The following is a 16,695-nucleotide window of genomic DNA, read 5'->3' as shown; positions in this document are numbered from 1 at the left end:
AGACATCAATCGTGCAGAGGTGAAGGTGGGACCACGGCAGGGGAAATCCTGAAACCCATTATGTGGCCGATCATCCGATCGACGCCCGACGCTAGACCAGGACAGCCCCAGACGAAAAAACGGAAATGCGGTATCCAACCCGCGCATCAGAGCCTGTTCACCGACGTCTTTGGGTCCCGCCTTCTCCTCTGCACGATCCATCGGCGCAAGAACTTCACGATGAGTCCTCGTGGAGATGAGAAAACCGTGCGCTGTGTGCTTGACTGGGGACATCAGAATGGAATGGTCCGGCCGTGCTCCGGCCCCGCCAGTGCGAGAAGCTGGCAAGGGGCGCTCAGGTCAAGGAGCACGCCATGTCTCGGAACCTCAACACAGCGGTCGCCGTGATCGGCATCGATATCGGCAAGAACTCGTTCCACCTCGTAGGTCATGATCACCGCGGTGCCATCGTGCTGCGGCAGAAGTGGTCACGCAGCCAGGTGGAAAGACGGCTCGCCAACTTCCCGCCCTGCTTGATCGGGATGGAGGCTTGCGTCGGCGCGCATCACCTCAGTCGCAAGCTCCAAATGCTCGGCCACGACGCTCGCTTGATGCCGGCGAAAGACGTGCGCCCGTATTCGAAAGGACAGAAGAATGACTTCCGAGATGCGGAAGCCATCGCCGAGGCTGTCCAACGCCCGACCATGAAATTCGTCGCAACCAAGACAGCCGATCAGCTCGACCTTCAGGCGCTGCACCGCGTCCGCGATCGATTGGTCAGTCAGCGTACCGGCGTCATCAATCAGATCCGTGCGTTTCTGCTGGAGCGGGGCATCGCCGTACGCCAAGGCCTGCATTCCCTGCGATCCGAGTTGCCGGGTATCCTCGCGACGCGCACCGATGTGCTCTCGCCTCGCATGTTACGCATCATCGAGGATCTGGCGGGCGACTGGCGCCGGCTGGATGCGCGTATCGAGGGGCTGTCTAGCGAGATCGAAACGCTGGCTCGTCAAGATAAGGCTTGCGAGCGACTGATGACAGTGCCCGGCATTGGACCGCTTATCTCGAGTGCAATGGTCGCCGCGATTGGCAGTGGAGACGTGTTCTCGAAAGGCCGCGACTTCGGCGCCTGGCTTGGACTGGTGCCGAAGCAGATATCGACCGGCGACCGCACGATCCTGGGCAAGATATCAAGGCGCGGCAATCGCTACCTACGCGCGCTGTTCGTCCAAGCCGCATGGGTAGTGCTGGTCAGGGTGAAGTGCTGGGAGCGCTACGGCCTCAAATCTTGGATCGAAGCTGCCAAGAAGCGATTGCATCACAACGTGCTGGCGATTGCGCTCGCCAACAAGCTCGCCCGGATCGCCTGGGCGGTTCTCAACAAAGGACGTGCCTTCGAGTGCGTCAAGGCTGAGGAGACGGCGTCCTGACCTGGCCGATCCTCGCGCCGTGCTCGGGGCCGTCAAGGCGCAGCCTGGCAGCGTAGAGCAAGACGTCAGGACAGCACGACGGCCGGCCTTGACGGCCCCTTGCGCGCGGCGCGTCTGCGCGCGCAGGCCGGGACGAAGGAACGACCGCCAGGCACGAACAAAGGAACAGCGCGAAGTGAGGAGCTATCGAGATGATGTAACCAACATCCCTTACCCGCCGAGGTCTGCGAGAGGATGCGACGACGATGGAAGATCGGTCTTCCCGGCGCATGCGAACACTGGTGACCCGAATGGCCCGTTCGAGGCCTGTCCGCTAATCAGCTCGAATGCGTGCTGATATCCATGATGGCCCGGAGCACAGCACGCTCCAATCAGAGGCCGGATACATTGATGCAAGACCGCATCTGACAGGTTGCCGAAACCTCTTGCAACGCGCGGCCGGACCATACATTGCGGGTCAGCACCAGCTTCACCGGGCGTTCGGTCATCTTTGCCGCCATGGCAGCCAGGGTGACATGCGGCCAAGTCCTGAGTGATGTGCCGAAAGCGCCTCCGACGAACGGGCAGATGACGCGCACTTTTCCCGGAGGCAATCCGAAAATTGCGGCGATCTCGGCTTGCTCGTTGGCGACGTATTGGCTTTTGCTCCAGAGCGTTAGCTGATCACCATCCCAATGAGCCAGGGTCGCATGCGGCTCCATCGGATTGTGGTTCTCGCGGGCGATCTCGTAGACCGCATCTACGGTCTGTATCGCCGCGGCCAGCCCTGCATCGGCATCGCCCCGAGCGGTGTCGGCGGCGCCCGACTGCGGCACTATGGTGCGTGCCTGCGGGTTGGTCTGATCTACCAGCGGCCGGACGGCCTCGTAGTCGATCCGAAGTGCTTTGGCTGCCTGCTCGGCAGCATCAAGCGTTTCCGCCAGTACTAGTGCCACAGCCTGACCGTAGAAGTGGACACGATCGTCCTGCAGCATGTGGACTCGCTCACCGATCGCAGGGTCGATCGAGCCCTTATGGGATCGATAAGCAAGGCGGGGGGCGTTCTTATGGCTGATAACCGCCACAACGCCAGGAAGCGCGAGTACTGGCTCCTCGTGGATCGCGGTGATACGTCCGAGACCAGCTGTGGCATTCACCGGAACGGCATGGAGCTGGCCGGGCAGGCTGAACTCCGCAGCGTAGCGCGCAGCGCCAGTGACTTTAGCGTGACCATCGATGCGAGGAAGCGGGATTCCAATGCTCATGCGAGTTCTCCGGCCATCTCGAGGGCGCGCGTGATCGTACGGGGCAGGAGCGCGACCTTGTATGCGTTGTGGGCAAGCGGGCGCGCGCCTTCGGTTGATAGAGCCGCTGCGGCCGCGAACGCTTCGCGCTGCGGAGGTATGCCGATGAGTGCTGCTTCACAGGAGCGCATTCGCCAAGGCTTCGTCCCGACCCCGCCGCAGGCGATGCGCACATCGCGGATTACTCCGCTTTCGACGTGGAGAGCCGCGGCAGCGGAAACGAGAGCAAATTCGTAGGACTGCCGGTCGCGCACCTTCAGGTAGCGCGCAGCCCGTGCATGCGGGCCGCCCGGTACGCGGATCTCCGTGATCAGCTCACCCGGTCGCAGGGCGTGTTCCAGATGCGGCGTTGTGCCAGGTAGCAGGAACAGGTCCTCGACCGCAAAGCTCCGCTCGCCATCGGGACCGAGTACGGTCATCATGGCGTCGAGCGCGATGAATGCGACGGCGACATCGGAAGGATGGGTTGCCGCGCAGCTATCCGAGATGCCAAGGATCGCGTGGCCCGCATTGAGACCATCCACCGCAGCGCAGCCGGCCCCGGGATCGCGCTTGTTGCAGGCGGCGTCGAGCATTCGAAAGTAGGGGCAGCGGCAGCGCTGCAAAAGATTGCCGCCCATCGATGCCATGTTGCGAAGCTGCGGCGATGCGCCCTCGATCAGGCTCTCGGCGATCATCGGTTGGAGCCGTTGAACGTCCGGGTGCGCGGCGACATCTGACATTCGGGCCAATGCGCCGATCACGAGGTCGTCACCGTCCGCGCGAATGCCCGTCAAGGCCAGGGCGTTGATGTCGATCAGGTGTTCCGGCCGCTCAACTTCCTCGTGCATCAGATCGACCAGGGTCGTGCCGCCCGCGATGTATCGTCCGCCAAGGAGGGCAGACCGGATCGCATCTGCGGGAGTGGTGGCAGCCTCAAGCGTGAAGGGGATCATGTTTCACATCTCCTTCGCGACTTGGGTCACGGCAGCGACGATCCCGGGATAGGCGGCACACCGGCAGATGTTTCCGCTCATCCAGAAACGGGTCTCCTCGGGCGATCCGGCATGTCCCTCGGCGATGCAAGCGATGCCGGAGAGGATCTGCCCCGGTGTGCAATAGCCACATTGTAGGCCATCATGCTCGATGAAGGCCGCCTGCAGCGGGTGCAACTGGTCCCCGTTTGCGAGTCCCTCGATCGTAGTGATTTCCGAGCCGTCGAGCATCGCGGCGAGCGTGAGGCAGGCATTGATGCGGCGACCGTTGACGAGGACCGTGCAGGCGCCGCAGGCCCCCTGGTTGCATCCCTTTTTGGTCCCCGTCAGGTTCAAGCGCTCGCGGAGCAGGTCCAAGAGTGACTGTCGCGTGTCCAGAGTGAGGTCATGCGCCTGCCCATTGATCGTCAACGTTATCCCTTGTTCATGAGGGCTGTTGAGGCGGGGTTGCGCTTCTGCGCTGGTAACAGGCATTAAGGACGTGGCTGCTGCACATGCTGACATCTCGAGAAACTCCTTTCGTGTCAGGGTCCCGAACCTGGCCACCCGATCGAAGGTCGGTCCACGGCAAAATTTGCCGTCTTCGATACCTCGCGCGATCACCACGGCTCCTTTGGTATCGGAGGGCGATGTGCTTGGGAAAACCTCGCTCCTTCCGTCAGGATACGGACCGATCCTCAGGAAAACTCGAGGGTTAGGCAATTTCTATAAGTGCTGTTTTATGTCCGAGAGTGCTGTTTTTCGCGGGTGCCTAAAAAGTGGGGCGCTTGGGCGTCTCATCGCTTTCGCTGACGGCGCCACTCCCGGGCGCCACTCCAACATGCCTGGCGAACGCACGTGAGAAGTGGCTCTGGTCGGCAAACCCACACGCATAAGCAATTTCGGACAGCGAAAGAGGAGATTCCGCCAACAATTCTCGCGCCCGAATCAGTCGTTGGCTCACAAGCCATGCCATGGGCGATTTTCCCGTCGTCATCTTGAAGCTGCGCGCAAAGTGAGCGCGCGAAAGTCCGCACTCCTTTGCCAGCGTCTCGAGGTTTACGTCGCCACGCAGATTTGCAAGCAGAAGAGATTTGGTGCGGCGCTCCTGCCAAGGCGCCAAGCCTCCCTTTACCGGCCTGAAGCTCACGTCACGCTCTCCGTAGACGTGGGTCAGGTGAGACATCATCGCGAGAGCTAGTTGGTCGAGGAACAGGGGAGAGACCGTGTCGGGTTTCTCGAAGGCTGGAGTAACGCACTCCATCAGGTTTCGGATGGTGGGATCGAAGTAGCCTAGCCCATCGGTGATGCGCAGAGTGGAAAAGGAAGGGAGGTCATGCTCCAGATGGAGCTGCACCATGGCATTGTGTGATGCGAACAGAGAAATGCAGTCGATGTTTCCGCGGTTGACGGCGCTGTGGCTCTGCCTGAGGTCGAGCAGCAGGAACTGACCGGGATCGAGCGCTTCTGCCTCTATCGCCTTGCCGTCCACCCACCGACTTGGAGCGGGAAGGTGGTTGCGCTGGTAGCACACCATGTATCCATCGCTTTGCTCCATCTGCACGGGAGTGCCGCGATCGTCGTCCTGCCACCGCAGGCGGCTGAGAGCGGCATCCTTGAGCATGATCTGATTGAGCTCAAGCGACGTTGGCTGCTCCAGTCCCTCGAACCTGTCCAGACTTTGGGCTTCCTTTTTTGGCATGCATTCCTGACCCACTGCTTCAAAGATTACACCGGAGGTTAGCGCCCATCTACGCCAAATAGACGACGCCGGCCGCACTCGCCGCTCCGAAACTGGGTCCACCGTAGAGCCTGACGGTATTTTTCCAAGTGACGCGTGTCCGCTGCTTGCTCGATGGAATTCAAAAAATCGACCAATCGATGCCGATAGTCCCCTAAATCAAGCAGTTTCCGAACCGCCGAAATTGCCCTTTGAATTCAAGAGCGCAAATTTCTGACGGATCGCGGAGACGGCTCTTTGTCGCAGATGGGACATTTGAATCGATGGATCAATGGGCTATCATGCCTCAGAACGATCGAGTGGGAGTAGTGGTACCGGTTGCTATCGAGTGGTTTGGCGTAGGCTTGGTGGGACTGTTCTCAACTTCCCCCACATCCGGGGTGACTAGGGTTGTGGGCCTCGACTTAACCTAATCGAGGTCGTCATTCTGCGGCGCTCTCGCGTACAGAGTACCGCAGCGAATTGCAGCGTGCAGAAGGGCCGAATCCCAAGCCAAGCGATGGGTATTAATCACCCCCCGTCTTCCTTGACGAAGCGGCCGATACGCGGATTGGGCAGCAGGTCCAAGACTGCTTCCGAGGGACGGCACAGCTTGACCCCTTTGGGCGTCACTACGATTGGACGGCTGATCAGGATCGGATGGGCTAGCATCTGATCGATTAGCTTGTCGTCGGGCCATTTCGGGTCGGCGAGACCAAGCTCATGGAACGGCGTGCCCTTCTCGCGCAGAAGCGCACGAACGTGCCTTCAGATATTCGATGATCGTAGGTTCGATCCTGCTCTGCCGTATCCTCGCCAGCGTGTTACGCGAGGTACCGCAATCCGAGTTGTGATAGATCGTTACGCTCATCGGGTTGACTCCGCGATTAGGACGGGGCCGCACGCCTTCGGGGGCCGAGCAGCCACTTCATCAGCAGCATGCCGGCAAACGCTCAGCAGAGCTCCGCAAGGATAAATCCGGGCAGGTCTGTGGGGCGAATGCCCGAGAAAGTGTTTGTCAGGGACCGCGCGATCGCGACGGCAGGATTGGCAAACGACGTCGAGGCGGTGAACCTGTAGGCCGCCGTGATGTACAAGCCGACCAGCCAGGGCACAGCCCCTCGCTGAAAGCGGATGCCCGCAAGAATCGTCGCGACCAGGCCGAAGTAGCAACGGCCTCGGCAATCCATTGCGGCTTTTCCGTTCGAACCTTCGTCGAGAGATCGAGCAGGGGCAGTCCGACCCTGCATAATATTGCATGTTTTTGATGACCGTGCATTATGATGCATGTGGCGCGGACAGTTTCGTGGTACACGGACCAAGAGCATTCAAAGCGAGCAGTCCATGGACAGACGCATGCCGGAGCCGAAGCTCGTCAGTCTTCGGGTAGATCCTCAAAAGAATATGCCCCTTCACAAGCAACTCTGCGTCCGCATCAAACGAGCGATCGCGACGGGGTCTCTGCCACCGGGAACACAGCTGCCATCCTCACGCAGCTTGGCGTCCCAGCTCTCGGTTTCTCGCACGACGGTCGAGCTTGCATACAGCATCCTCGCCGGCGAGGGGTTTGTGATCCGCCGAGGAGCCGCAGGCACGCGTATTGGATCCTGTCCTGTCGGCGAAACTCCGCGGCGGCCGGCTCGGTCGCCGCGCCCGTTGCTGCCCGGGCTAGCTTCGGAAGCTGCCCGAGCTCCGCGGCTTTTCCAGATGGGCCTGCCGGCACTCGATGCATTTCCACGCAAGCTGTGGTCACGGCTGGCGGCGAGTCATGCGCGATCTCTCTCGTTTTCAAAAATGGTCTACCAGGGTGCAAGCGGCTATGCGCCCTTGCGGCAGGCAATAGCGAATCGCTTGACCATCTCTCGCGGTATCTCATGCAGCGAAATCCAGGTGTTTATTACCGCGGGATTCCTGGGCGCCTTGACATTGATCGGGCGGACTTTGCTTGCGGCCGGCGATAGGATGTGGGTCGAAGACCCGGGATTTCCGCCGGCGCGTCATGCATTAGAACTAGCCGGCGTCGATCTCATCCCGGTTCCTGTTGACGGCGATGGGATTGATGTTTCGGCCGGGATCGCACTTGCTCCGGCAGCTCGCCTCGCTCTTGTCACGCCCGCAGCCCAGTTTCCGCTCGGAATTGCACTATCGGCCGATCGATGGTCACAGTTGGTCTCTTGGGCCACCGCAGCGAAGGCCTGGATTGTCAACGACGACTATGACGGCGACTTCAATCATTCGGATCGCTCGCTGCCCGTGCTCAAGCACCACGATCGAGCCGAGCGGGTGCTGCATGTCGGTTCGTTCAGCAACCTTCTATTTCCCGGACTGCGGTTGGGCTACCTGGTTGCGCCGATTTCGCTGATCGACGAGTTCGAGAGTGCATCAGCACTGTTGCCTACGCAGCAGTCGCTACTCGATCAGATGGTCGTCTCCGATTTCATCACTCAGGGCCACTTGGGCCGCCACCTGGCGCGGATGCGAAGATTGTATAGCGAGCGGAAGCTTGCCCTCGTCGAAGCGTTGAAAGACGTCCTGGGCGATTCAATTCACGTAGCGGAAACGGGAAGCACTCACCTGGTGTTGCATCTGCCTGCAGATACTGATGACGTTGCTTTAGCCAATCGGGCCCAAGCGCTGGGATTGGCGATAAACGCGCTATCCCCAATGGGTTTACGCACCAGGACTGGCCCGGGCTTGCTGTTGGGGTTCACAAATGTCCCCGCGGACACAGCCCAAGAAGCGACGCAACGATTGAAACGCGCCCTTTTCAAGTCGGGCGTGCGGAGGCCGCCTCAAGGCCACGCGGCCCTCTCCAATCGCATAGCAGCGCCTATTGCGTCTCCTTATCCGACATAAGTTAGCCAGGCTCGACCGCCGACGCGATCACAGTTCGCTGGTCTTGCAAATAGATTCAACCTGCTGTCGCGGCGCCCGTTGAAATGTTGTTTGCGTGGACTGAACCATTGTTGGTCTGCGCCGCCGTGTACCAATCGAGCCAGCGAGCGAGCACTTGGTCTGGTTCTTTTGGCCATTCTTGGCCATGGCCTGCGTTGCAGGCAGTACTAAACCTCAGACGTCCATGAGGTTCTCGCAAAATGCGTTCAGCTTGCTCCTCGCATCGTGCTGAGAATCGAATCTACCGGTCAAGCCGCAACGATCTGCGCCTAGCGAGCGGCGTTACATCCTGTTTGAGAGAAAGCCGATCACGATGTTATCCTTTTCTTTCCGTAGGAAGACTCACCTTGCCGGTCTTACGACCGTAATCGTTCTCGCGGCAACCGCCGCGTTGTCGCAAAACGCGAACACGCCAGCTCGGGGGCGCTCGGTCACGCAGGTGCGCACCGAAAAGCTGCCAGACATTAAAAACAAGGTTCTGACCGCGGTCGTCGTCAATTACCCGCCCGGCGGCGCTTCCAAAGCGCATCACCATGACGCGGATGTCTTCGCCTACGTACTCTCCGGTGAAATCCGGTCGCAAGTCGAAGGGGAAGACGCAAAGATCTACCACGTCGGCGAAAGCGTGTTCGAGCCTCCAGGCGAACACCACGTGATTAGCGAGAACGCAAGCAAGACCGAACCAGCGAGCATGTAGGTTGTTTTCGTGGCGAATGACGGCGCCGAGCTAACAACATTCGACAAATAACGAGCGCGGATCAGGTCTTTCGAATTGCCTTCGACCGCAGGACGCCAGAGGTCCAGCAGCTTTTGGGAAGGAGCACGTTCGCTAGTCTCGGCGGTGCGACGTATCGCCAACGGCCGAGAACTCAGAAAGATAAAGCAGAGCTACATAGGGGGAAAGGGATGACTTATGGCACTCTTGCGGCCAGGCTGGTGGCGCACGCGGCACCAATGCTAATCGTTGTAGGACTCGCGTCGTCTGGTGCTGCCGCGCAGAGCGCCGAGTCGATCACGCAGCCCGGCGATGCTACAGCGTCCGCGGCGCGTTCAACCGGCGGTGCAGCGATAAGGCTTCCCGGGACAGCTGATACGACTCAGTTCGGATGGTACGACAACGCCCAGCGTCCAGTGCTCCGCATCCGATCGGGCGATACGGTAGCAATGGAGACGTTGATCCACGGGCATCAACAAGTCATGCTGGACCTTTCGATCGAGCAAATGACGCAGCGCGCGAAATCGGAACAGGCGGAATCGCCGGGTCGAGGCCCTCACTCAATTACCGGGCCGATTTATGTCGAAGGCGCCAAACCCGGCGATACCCTGAAGGTCCATATCGGTCGAATAGTGCCGACGTCATACGCCTTGAATTTCAGTTATCCAGGCTTTGGAGGCGAGTTTCCCAGCCGATTTTCTCAAGGTCAGGTAAAATATTTCTATTTGGATCTCGCCAAGCAGCAACTGGAATTCGCGCCCGGCATCTTCGTTCCGTTGCGACCATTTCCCGGCATCATCGCCGTTGCTCGTGCGTCACCCGGTGCCTACAGCACTGTGCCTCCGGGCCCCTTTGGTGGGAATCTCGATATCAACGAGATGGTGTCAGGTACGACGCTCTACCTCCCGGTATTCGTCGATGGAGCGTTGCTTTGGTCGGGGGATTCTCACGCGGGGCAGGGCAACGGCGAGATCAATCTGACCGCCATCGAGACCGCGTTCAAGGAGCTCGATCTCACGATTTCGGTGCTCAAAGACATCAAACTGACTTGGCCTCGGATTGAGACGCCCACGCATTGGATCGCTATCGGATATGACCGGGATCTCAACGTCGCGTTCAATTTGCTGCAGGAGCAAACGACCGAACTTATCGCTGAACAGAACAAAGTGCCGTCCGAGGTTGCGCGAAAGCTCATGCTAGTAAATTGGGACTGTCGCATTTCCGAAGTTATCAATGTTCTCAAAGGAACATACTGCATGGTTCCAAAGGTGACGAACGTACCGCCGCCACAGCTGCCCCGCGACGACAGCCCGGACTACCTTGTCACGTATGCAAAAGATACTGATTTGAACAAAGCGATGGATACTGCTTCAATGGCCATGGTCGACAAGCTGGCAAACGAGAAGCATCTAACACCACTTGACGCCTATTCGCTCGCGAGCATAGCCATGGACTGCCGGCTTGGTTCTCCTAGAGGTGCCGATCGTGAAGTGCACTGTCTGATGCCAAAAGGCTTGTGGGCGAAGCACTAGCGAGCGCGCTATGGTTATGGCGAGCCGAGCACGACTAATCGCAATCGTGGCGCTGTGCGTTATGACCGCATCGATGCATGCAGCTTTTGCCTCCGCGCCGATAGTCGTGGTGGCTACAACAAGCGATATTGCGAGCCTCGTTTCAGCAGTCGGTGGTGAGGTCGTCCAGGTCAAGACCATTGTGCCACCGGGGACCGATCCGGAGGCATTCGAACCTCGGGTGAGCGATCTCTCGATGCTAAGCGATGCCGATCTCATTGTTCGTGTCGGCTTGGGCTATGATCTCTGGATTGACAAGCTGATAATTCAACTGCATCGCCCGGAATTCCAAGCGGGGGGCGGGCGCTCGGTGGATGCGTCGGTCGGAGTCCCGCTGTTGGAAGCGAGAGGCCGAACCACCGTCACTGAGGATGGTCACGCGCACGGTTTAGGCAATCCGCACTACTGGCTTGATCCTGCCAATGCGGAGACCGTGACGGCGATCATAGCGGAGGGAATCATTCGGCTCATGCCCGCCGCTCGTGACACCATCGTGGCCAACCGGAATCGATTTCTCGCGACACTGCACGACCGCATTGCGGCCTGGATGCAACAGCTGGCGCCCTACCGCGGCGCGGCCGTGGTCGCCTATCATAACAGCTGGCCATATTTCGCGCGCCGCTTTCACTTAAACCTCATCGGCTTCATTGAAACAAAGGAAGGGGTCGCGCCGAGCGTCGCGCATCTCTCCTCGTTAATTGCAGAAATGCGGCAAAGCGGTGCGCGTGCCATTCTGCAAGAGGCATATGAGCCGAAGAACTTCTCCCAAATGTTGTCGGCGCGCACGGGCGCACCTCTTGTCGTGCTCGCGCCAACAGTAGGCAGCGTTCCGGAGGCGAGAGACTACCTAAGTCTCATGGACTTCAACGTCGCTGCCCTCGCGCGCACGCTTGCGGCGACAGGCAAGTGATCAGGCCCGGGCGATGTCACACGATGTAATCATGCTGCTTGCCGCGCCCTTCGCGGCGAGCACGTTGTTCGTAGCCATCCACACCAACTTCGGCCTGCACGTTCTGAGGCGTGGCATCATTTTCGCTGATCTTGCTCTGGCGCAGATGTCAGCGCTTGGAGCTACCATCGCATTTGCGGCTGGGTACGCTCCGACGAGTGCTGCGGGAATCGCCTATACCTTTCTTTTCGCCGCCATCGGCGCCGCCCTGCTTACGGTCTCCCGTGTCTTACCCAAAGAGATTCAAGCCGAAGCTTACATCGGCATCATCTACGTTGTGGCTACTGCAACGACCATCGTTGTCGTCGACCGCTCGCCGCAAGGAGCGGAGCATGTGAAACAAATACTCGTCGGCAGCATCCTTGCCGTCTCTGCAAGCGACCTGCCTAAGTTCGCGGTCGTCTATGCGTTGGTCGGGGCCGTTCATTGGCTGGCCCGTCGCCCGCTCTTGGCCGCTAGCGAGGCGGTACATAGCAAGGCGCGTCGCTCGCTGCTCTGGGATTTTGTGTTCTATTTGTCCTTCAGCGTGGTCGTCACGAGCTCGGTAGCCTCTGCAGGAGTGCTTCTAGTCTTCTGCTTCTTGATTATCCCGGCAATCATTGGATCGTTGTTCACGCGCAGCATCGCCTACGCGCTTGGAATCGGTTGGCTTGGAGGCGTCGCGGCCAGCGCCGTCGGTCTGGCCGCGTCATTCGAATTCGAACTGCCGACGGGCGCTGCAATGGCCCTTGCTTTCACGCTGATGCTCGTGATCGGCGCCGCGCTGCGTGGGCTTATATTCGCCCCCGCAGCCGGCCGACGGATCTGCATTCGCATTTTCCTTCGCGCGGCTTCTGCAATGAGTCTCGTGACTGTGTTGGTATCCGCTATTTGGCTCATGATCATGCCGCGTGCTGATCAGCCGATGTTTGATCTGCTACAGTCCGCTACCGGCATCGGTCCAGCGACATTCCTGGCGGTGCAGGAGCGAGCGGTCTACGCTGATGCGCTAAAAGAAGCGGGCTACGGGCGCTCGCAGGAAGCGCAGCTGACCGCATTGGAACGGCAGTCCCGATGGCGGGGGGACGGCCTTTCCGATACGGAGGTGCGCCGCATCGGCTCCTTCCAGCAGACCTTCAACGAGATGGCGCGTGGCGATGATTTCGTGATCAAGTCGTTGTCCGGCCGTGCTCGCGAGCGCGAGCGCTGGTACGTCGGGCTACCTTTGCTGATGACTAGCCTGCTCGGACTCCTGATCCTGCTGCCTAGCAAATGGCGTGCCAATCCCGCTCGTTCGCGGACCGCATGCCTGAGGTTCCTGCGAGCTTTCCTGCACCCTTGCTGATTTTGTTCGGCATCTACGTGGAGAGAATACCGAGTCGGCAGGAGAGGTGATGATCGGTCGGAGCATCGACGGCGGCACTGTTGTCTGCCGGCCCTAAGGCTCTGACGGGCCTGTCAGAAAACGACGTACGGCTGTCCTGATCCGTAGGATCGTGTTCGTTGTCCAGGACAGCCTCCATTGCGAATACTGACAAGCACATTCGCTGAACCGCCTTGGAGAATAAGCCTAACGAATGGTCGAAGAAGAACTGAGCGCAAGGAGTATGAGATGACCCCCAGCAGCATCGTTCCTCAGGTTAATGAAGAGCGAACTCGTTCAACCATGATGGCCTGGCGCGTGCACCAGTTTGGGTCACCAGAGGTCATGAAGTTTGAGCGCGTGCCGCGACCTGAGCCAGGTCCTGGAGAGGTCTTGGTCAAAGTTGCGGCCGCCGGAGTTGGCCCATGGGATGGCTGGATCAGGTCCGGCAAGAGCGCTTTGCCGCAACCGCTTCCCCTCACTCTCGGCTCGGATATTTCGGGTGAAATCGTCGCGATGGGACCCGGAGACAGCGAACTACGTACCGGAGATCAGGTTTTTGGTGTTACGAACTCGCGGTTTATCGGGGCCTATGCCGAGTACGCTGTGGCGTCCGCAGGGATGGTTTCGAACAAGCCAACCTCGCTAAGCCACGTTGAAGCTGCGTCCGTCCCCGTCATTGCCGTGACGGCATGGCAGGCGTTGTTTGATCACGCCCAGCTCAAGGCAGGTCAAACGGTGGTCATTCACGGAGCGGCCGGCAACGTTGGATCCTATGCGGTTCAATTGGCCCATCACGCAGGTGTGCAAACTATCGCAACCGTATCGACGGGCGATATTTCCGTCGCGCGTAACCTCGGCGCAAACACGGTGATCGATTATCGGACTCATCGCTTTGAGGAAGAAGTTCGGAACGCGGACGCTGTCATTGATCTTGTCGGCGGCGAAACCCAAGACCGCTCATTCCAGATCCTCCGTCGTGGCGGCAAGCTGATTTCGGCAGTATCCCGTCCGGATCAGGATCTTGCAAAGCGCTACGGTGTTGAAGCCGCCTTCTTTCTGGTCAACGTCACGAGCCAATATCTGACAGAGATCGCTCGCTTCATCGATGGTGGAAAACTACGAACAAACGTAGGGGCAATCTTACCCCTCACGGATGCGCGCGAGGCTCATTTGATGCTGGAACGCGTGCGGCCTCAGCCGAAAGGAAAGATCGTGCTCGACGTCGGAGCGAGTTGATCAGCATAATTTCGTAGTTGCGCGCGCAACGCGCAACCAAGCCTCACAGTAAGTCTTGAAAGGACGCAACCATGACAACGCCAAATCTCTCCAATGCTCTCGTCATTCCCGATTCCTTGCTCGCGAAAGAGGCGACAGACATCCTGCGCGAACATTCCACCGATCTGCTCTTCAATCACTCGATCCGCGTCTACCTGTTCGCTGCTGAGCAGGGTCGTCAGAGGAATCTGCGCTTCGACCGTGAGCTCCTTTATGTCGCCGCCGCATTTCACGATCTCGGCCTGATCAAGAAGTTCTCGAGCCCAGACGAACGCTTCGAGGTCGATGGCGCAAATGCAGCCAGACAGTTTCTTAGCACCCACAACATCGCTGAAGATCAGGTACAGACCGTCTGGGAAGCAATTGCGCTGCATACCACCCCCGGCATCCCGAAGCATATGGGGCCCGAAGTGGCGCTTCTCAACTCCGGTGTGCTTCTCGATGTAATCGGGGTGGGATTCGATCAGTTTCCCGCGGAGCTGCGCGAGGAAATCGTCGCCAAGTACCCGCGCACGAACTTCAAAGAAGGCTTCATTCAGGAGTATTTCGCCGGTTTTGCGCACAAGCCAGCGACGACGTATGGCACCGTCAACGCCGCCGTCTGCGAACGTTTCATCCCGGGGTTCAAGAGCCCCAACGCCTGCGACTTGATCGCTGCTTCGCCCTTCCCGGATTCCCAGCACAAGGCTCAACATCATGACTAGGACGTATCCTGTGCTCCAGGAGCTGAATCCCGAGCGCGCGCAAGCTACCGGCGCCGACTCGCTGGCCTCTCTCATCTGGCTAACTCTCGGCGCTTTTGCCATCGGCAGCGAGGGGTTCATGATCGCCGGGCTGCTCCCGGCCCTGGCGCGAGACCTGAACGTCGGTCTGCCAGCTGCCGGTCATTTGGTCACCGCCTTCTCCCTCGCTTATGCGATCGGCGCGCCGGTCATGGCCGTGTTGACGGCCGGGCTGGAGCGGCGTCGGCTGCTGGTCGTCGCCATGGGCAGCTTCGCCCTGGGCAACCTGCTCGCCGCGCTGGCGCCAGACTATGCCGGGCTGTTGGCCGCGCGGCTGCTGTTGGCCCTGTCGGCAGCAAGCTTCATGCCGGCGGCCAGCGGATCTGCCGCCGCACTGGGCGGTCCGGAGCGGCGCGGCCGTGCCCTGTCCACTATCACCACCGGGTTGACCCTGGCCATCATCGCCGGCGTGCCGCTGGGGGTACTGGTGGGGCAGGGCTTCGGCTGGCGCGCCACCTTTTTCGGTGTGGCGGGGCTGGCGGTGTTCTCGCTGTTAGGGATTCTCATCCGGCTGCCGCGCCAACGGCCTGGCGTCACGGCCGGCCTGGGTGAGCGTCTGGCGCTGGCCAAGCGTCGCGATATCTTGGGCGTGCTGGTGACCAGCGTGCTGACCGTGGCCGGCACCTTTACGGTCTACACTTATCTCGGTGTCTTCATAGCCGGCGTCGCCGGCCTTGGCCCGCAGGCGCTGGCGCCGGTCCTGCTGGGCTTTGGCTTGGCCAGTGCAGTCGGCGCCCAGCTCAGCGGCAGCGCGGCGGACCGTTGGGGCGCCCGCAGTATCGTGATCGTTGGTGGGGGGCTTGCCCTGCTGGCCTATCTTGCCTTCTCGCTCAGCGCGGCCCTCGAGCCGGCGCGGGCAATGCCCGTCCTGCTGCCGGCCATCCTGATTTGGGGGTTCGCCAGTTGGGGGCTGATAACGGCGCAGCAAGCGCGGCTGGTGACGTTGGCTCCGGCGCTGGCGCCGATCAGTCTCTCGATGAATTCATCGGCGATCTACCTCGGCAGCGCGATGGGTGCCGCGGCGGGCGCTGTGGTCATTGCCAATGGCGCGATGGAGCGGCTCGGCTGGGTAGCTGCGGGATTCGCTCTGGCCGCGCTGTTGTCGGTGCTGCTCAGCGGCAGCAGCACATCAGGCCGAAGGTGATGGTGGCGGCAATGGCTTCTCATCGGAAGCTTCACCATGACCATCAGTTCGGCCCTGCGTCCTGGTTTCAAGCAGTTGCGTGACCTCGTTAGAAGAGGAGGTACGATGATGTCGATCAGTGGATTTGCCTATCGGATTGGTGCTGTATCAAATCCTCGAGGTTTGACGGCAAAACCAGCGCGAAGAGCAATGCGAACGGCCGCCGTCCCGCTGATAGCAGCAGCGATCGCCGTGGGAGCCTCGCCGGCGATCGCGCAGGACCGGGAGCAGGTGAAAGTCGCCTTCGAGCACGCACTCCGAATGTCGAAGGAAAGAGGATGGTTGCTGTGACGGTGACTTATCCTCCCGGAGCCAAATCGCTGGCTCATCACCACGCAGCGTCAGCATTTATCTACGCCTATGTGCTGTCCGGCGCCCTTCGCAGCCAAGTCGGCGACGACCCCGCGAAGGTCTATCACGCAGGCGAAAGTTTTTACGAAATGCCCGGTTCACATCACAGAGTCAGTGAGAACGCGAGTGACAAGGAGTCCGCCAGCTTACTGGCGGTCTTCGTTGTGGATTCCAAGGACGAGCCCTTGACGACGCCAGACAAGGCGCCGGGATCACAATAATGGCGCGACAAATTCGCCTGTTGCTGTGACGATCTTTTTTGGA

The 16,695-nt window shown here is 60.0% G+C and carries 13 protein-coding genes and 3 pseudogenes; 10 read left to right on the top strand and 6 right to left on the bottom strand.

What is annotated here, in order from left to right; all coding sequences use genetic code 11:
• Positions 1 to 353 precede the first annotated feature (353 nt).
• Positions 354 to 1,409: an IS110 family transposase gene (locus MTX19_RS22655; protein WP_280979078.1), complete on the top strand. Its 1,056-nt coding sequence runs from the start codon at positions 354 to 356 to the stop codon at positions 1,407 to 1,409.
• Between the two features lie 371 nt (positions 1,410 to 1,780).
• On the opposite strand, the gene MTX19_RS22650 is transcribed toward MTX19_RS22655, so the two are convergent.
• The 6 genes and pseudogenes from MTX19_RS22650 to MTX19_RS22625 form a co-directional block, all read right to left on the bottom strand.
• Positions 1,781 to 2,653, bottom strand: coding sequence for a molybdopterin cofactor-binding domain-containing protein (locus MTX19_RS22650; RefSeq protein WP_280979376.1), 873 nt, complete (start codon positions 2,651 to 2,653; stop codon positions 1,781 to 1,783).
• Positions 2,650 to 3,627, bottom strand: coding sequence for a xanthine dehydrogenase family protein subunit M (locus tag MTX19_RS22645; RefSeq protein WP_280979375.1), 978 nt, complete (start codon positions 3,625 to 3,627; stop codon positions 2,650 to 2,652). Before MTX19_RS22645 ends, MTX19_RS22650 begins: the two co-directional genes overlap by 4 nt.
• A gap of 3 nt (positions 3,628 to 3,630) precedes the next feature.
• Entirely contained in the window at positions 3,631 to 4,140 is a 510-nt protein-coding gene (locus MTX19_RS22640; RefSeq protein WP_280985474.1) for a (2Fe-2S)-binding protein, read from the bottom strand.
• A gap of 277 nt (positions 4,141 to 4,417) precedes the next feature.
• A complete protein-coding gene (locus MTX19_RS22635) occupies positions 4,418 to 5,347 on the bottom strand; it encodes an AraC family transcriptional regulator (protein ID WP_280979374.1) in 930 nt (309 codons plus the stop codon).
• 549 nt (positions 5,348 to 5,896) lie between these two features.
• Positions 5,897 to 6,236: pseudogene (locus tag MTX19_RS22630) on the bottom strand (ArsC/Spx/MgsR family protein).
• 82 nt (positions 6,237 to 6,318) lie between these two features.
• Positions 6,319 to 6,602, bottom strand: a pseudogene (locus MTX19_RS22625) (aquaporin family protein); the annotation flags it as partial.
• Between the two features lie 470 nt (positions 6,603 to 7,072).
• Here MTX19_RS22625 and MTX19_RS22620 point away from each other — a divergent pair.
• The 9 genes and pseudogenes from MTX19_RS22620 to MTX19_RS22580 all read left to right on the top strand — a co-directional run bounded on the left by MTX19_RS22620 (position 7,073) and on the right by MTX19_RS22580 (position 16,652).
• Complete coding sequence (locus MTX19_RS22620) at positions 7,073 to 8,221, top strand: PLP-dependent aminotransferase family protein (protein WP_280979373.1); 1,149 nt, start codon at positions 7,073 to 7,075, stop codon at positions 8,219 to 8,221.
• Between the two features lie 352 nt (positions 8,222 to 8,573).
• Positions 8,574 to 8,957 carry a cupin domain-containing protein gene (locus MTX19_RS22615; protein WP_280979372.1) on the top strand — a complete coding sequence of 128 codons (384 nt, stop codon included), beginning with the start codon at positions 8,574 to 8,576 and terminating at the stop codon, positions 8,955 to 8,957.
• A 209-nt stretch (positions 8,958 to 9,166) separates the two neighbouring features.
• On the top strand, positions 9,167 to 10,507 hold the full coding sequence (locus tag MTX19_RS22610) for an acetamidase/formamidase family protein (protein ID WP_280979371.1): 1,341 nt from the start codon (positions 9,167 to 9,169) through the stop codon (positions 10,505 to 10,507).
• 61 nt (positions 10,508 to 10,568) lie between these two features.
• A complete protein-coding gene (locus MTX19_RS22605) occupies positions 10,569 to 11,456 on the top strand; it encodes a metal ABC transporter substrate-binding protein (protein ID WP_280979370.1) in 888 nt (295 codons plus the stop codon).
• A 31-nt stretch (positions 11,457 to 11,487) separates the two neighbouring features.
• Entirely contained in the window at positions 11,488 to 12,819 is a 1,332-nt protein-coding gene (locus MTX19_RS22600; RefSeq protein ID WP_280979369.1) for a metal ABC transporter permease, read from the top strand.
• A 267-nt stretch (positions 12,820 to 13,086) separates the two neighbouring features.
• Positions 13,087 to 14,076, top strand: a complete 990-nt coding sequence (locus tag MTX19_RS22595) for an NADP-dependent oxidoreductase (RefSeq protein WP_280979368.1) — start codon at positions 13,087 to 13,089, stop codon at positions 14,074 to 14,076.
• A 71-nt stretch (positions 14,077 to 14,147) separates the two neighbouring features.
• Positions 14,148 to 14,819, top strand: a complete 672-nt coding sequence (locus MTX19_RS22590) for an HD domain-containing protein (protein ID WP_280979367.1) — start codon at positions 14,148 to 14,150, stop codon at positions 14,817 to 14,819.
• A gap of 10 nt (positions 14,820 to 14,829) precedes the next feature.
• Entirely contained in the window at positions 14,830 to 16,041 is a 1,212-nt protein-coding gene (locus tag MTX19_RS22585; protein ID WP_280979366.1) for an MFS transporter, read from the top strand.
• 189 nt (positions 16,042 to 16,230) lie between these two features.
• A pseudogene (locus MTX19_RS22580) lies at positions 16,231 to 16,652 on the top strand (cupin domain-containing protein).
• Positions 16,653 to 16,695: the final 43 nt, after the last annotated feature.

Source organism: Bradyrhizobium sp. ISRA464 (assembly GCF_029910095.1).
Classification (GTDB): Bacteria; Pseudomonadota; Alphaproteobacteria; order Rhizobiales; family Xanthobacteraceae; genus Bradyrhizobium.
This window is presented reverse-complemented; position numbering and strand designations above follow the sequence as displayed.

Excerpts from the sequence above, each read along its gene's own strand:
- MTX19_RS22655 (WP_280979078.1), top strand. The coding sequence starts at position 354 with ATGTCTCGGAACCTCAACACAGCGGTCGCCGTGATCGGCATCGATATC.
- MTX19_RS22650 (WP_280979376.1), bottom strand. The coding sequence starts at position 2,653 with ATGAGCATTGGAATCCCGCTTCCTCGCATCGATGGTCACGCTAAAGTC.
- MTX19_RS22645 (WP_280979375.1), bottom strand. The coding sequence starts at position 3,627 with ATGATCCCCTTCACGCTTGAGGCTGCCACCACTCCCGCAGATGCGATC.
- MTX19_RS22640 (WP_280985474.1), bottom strand. The coding sequence starts at position 4,140 with ATGCCTGTTACCAGCGCAGAAGCGCAACCCCGCCTCAACAGCCCTCAT.
- MTX19_RS22635 (WP_280979374.1), bottom strand. The coding sequence starts at position 5,347 with ATGCCAAAAAAGGAAGCCCAAAGTCTGGACAGGTTCGAGGGACTGGAG.
- MTX19_RS22620 (WP_280979373.1), top strand. The coding sequence starts at position 7,073 with ATGGGCCTGCCGGCACTCGATGCATTTCCACGCAAGCTGTGGTCACGG.
- MTX19_RS22615 (WP_280979372.1), top strand. The coding sequence starts at position 8,574 with ATGTTATCCTTTTCTTTCCGTAGGAAGACTCACCTTGCCGGTCTTACG.
- MTX19_RS22610 (WP_280979371.1), top strand. The coding sequence starts at position 9,167 with ATGACTTATGGCACTCTTGCGGCCAGGCTGGTGGCGCACGCGGCACCA.
- MTX19_RS22605 (WP_280979370.1), top strand. The coding sequence starts at position 10,569 with ATGACCGCATCGATGCATGCAGCTTTTGCCTCCGCGCCGATAGTCGTG.
- MTX19_RS22600 (WP_280979369.1), top strand. The coding sequence starts at position 11,488 with ATGCTGCTTGCCGCGCCCTTCGCGGCGAGCACGTTGTTCGTAGCCATC.
- MTX19_RS22595 (WP_280979368.1), top strand. The coding sequence starts at position 13,087 with ATGACCCCCAGCAGCATCGTTCCTCAGGTTAATGAAGAGCGAACTCGT.
- MTX19_RS22590 (WP_280979367.1), top strand. The coding sequence starts at position 14,148 with ATGACAACGCCAAATCTCTCCAATGCTCTCGTCATTCCCGATTCCTTG.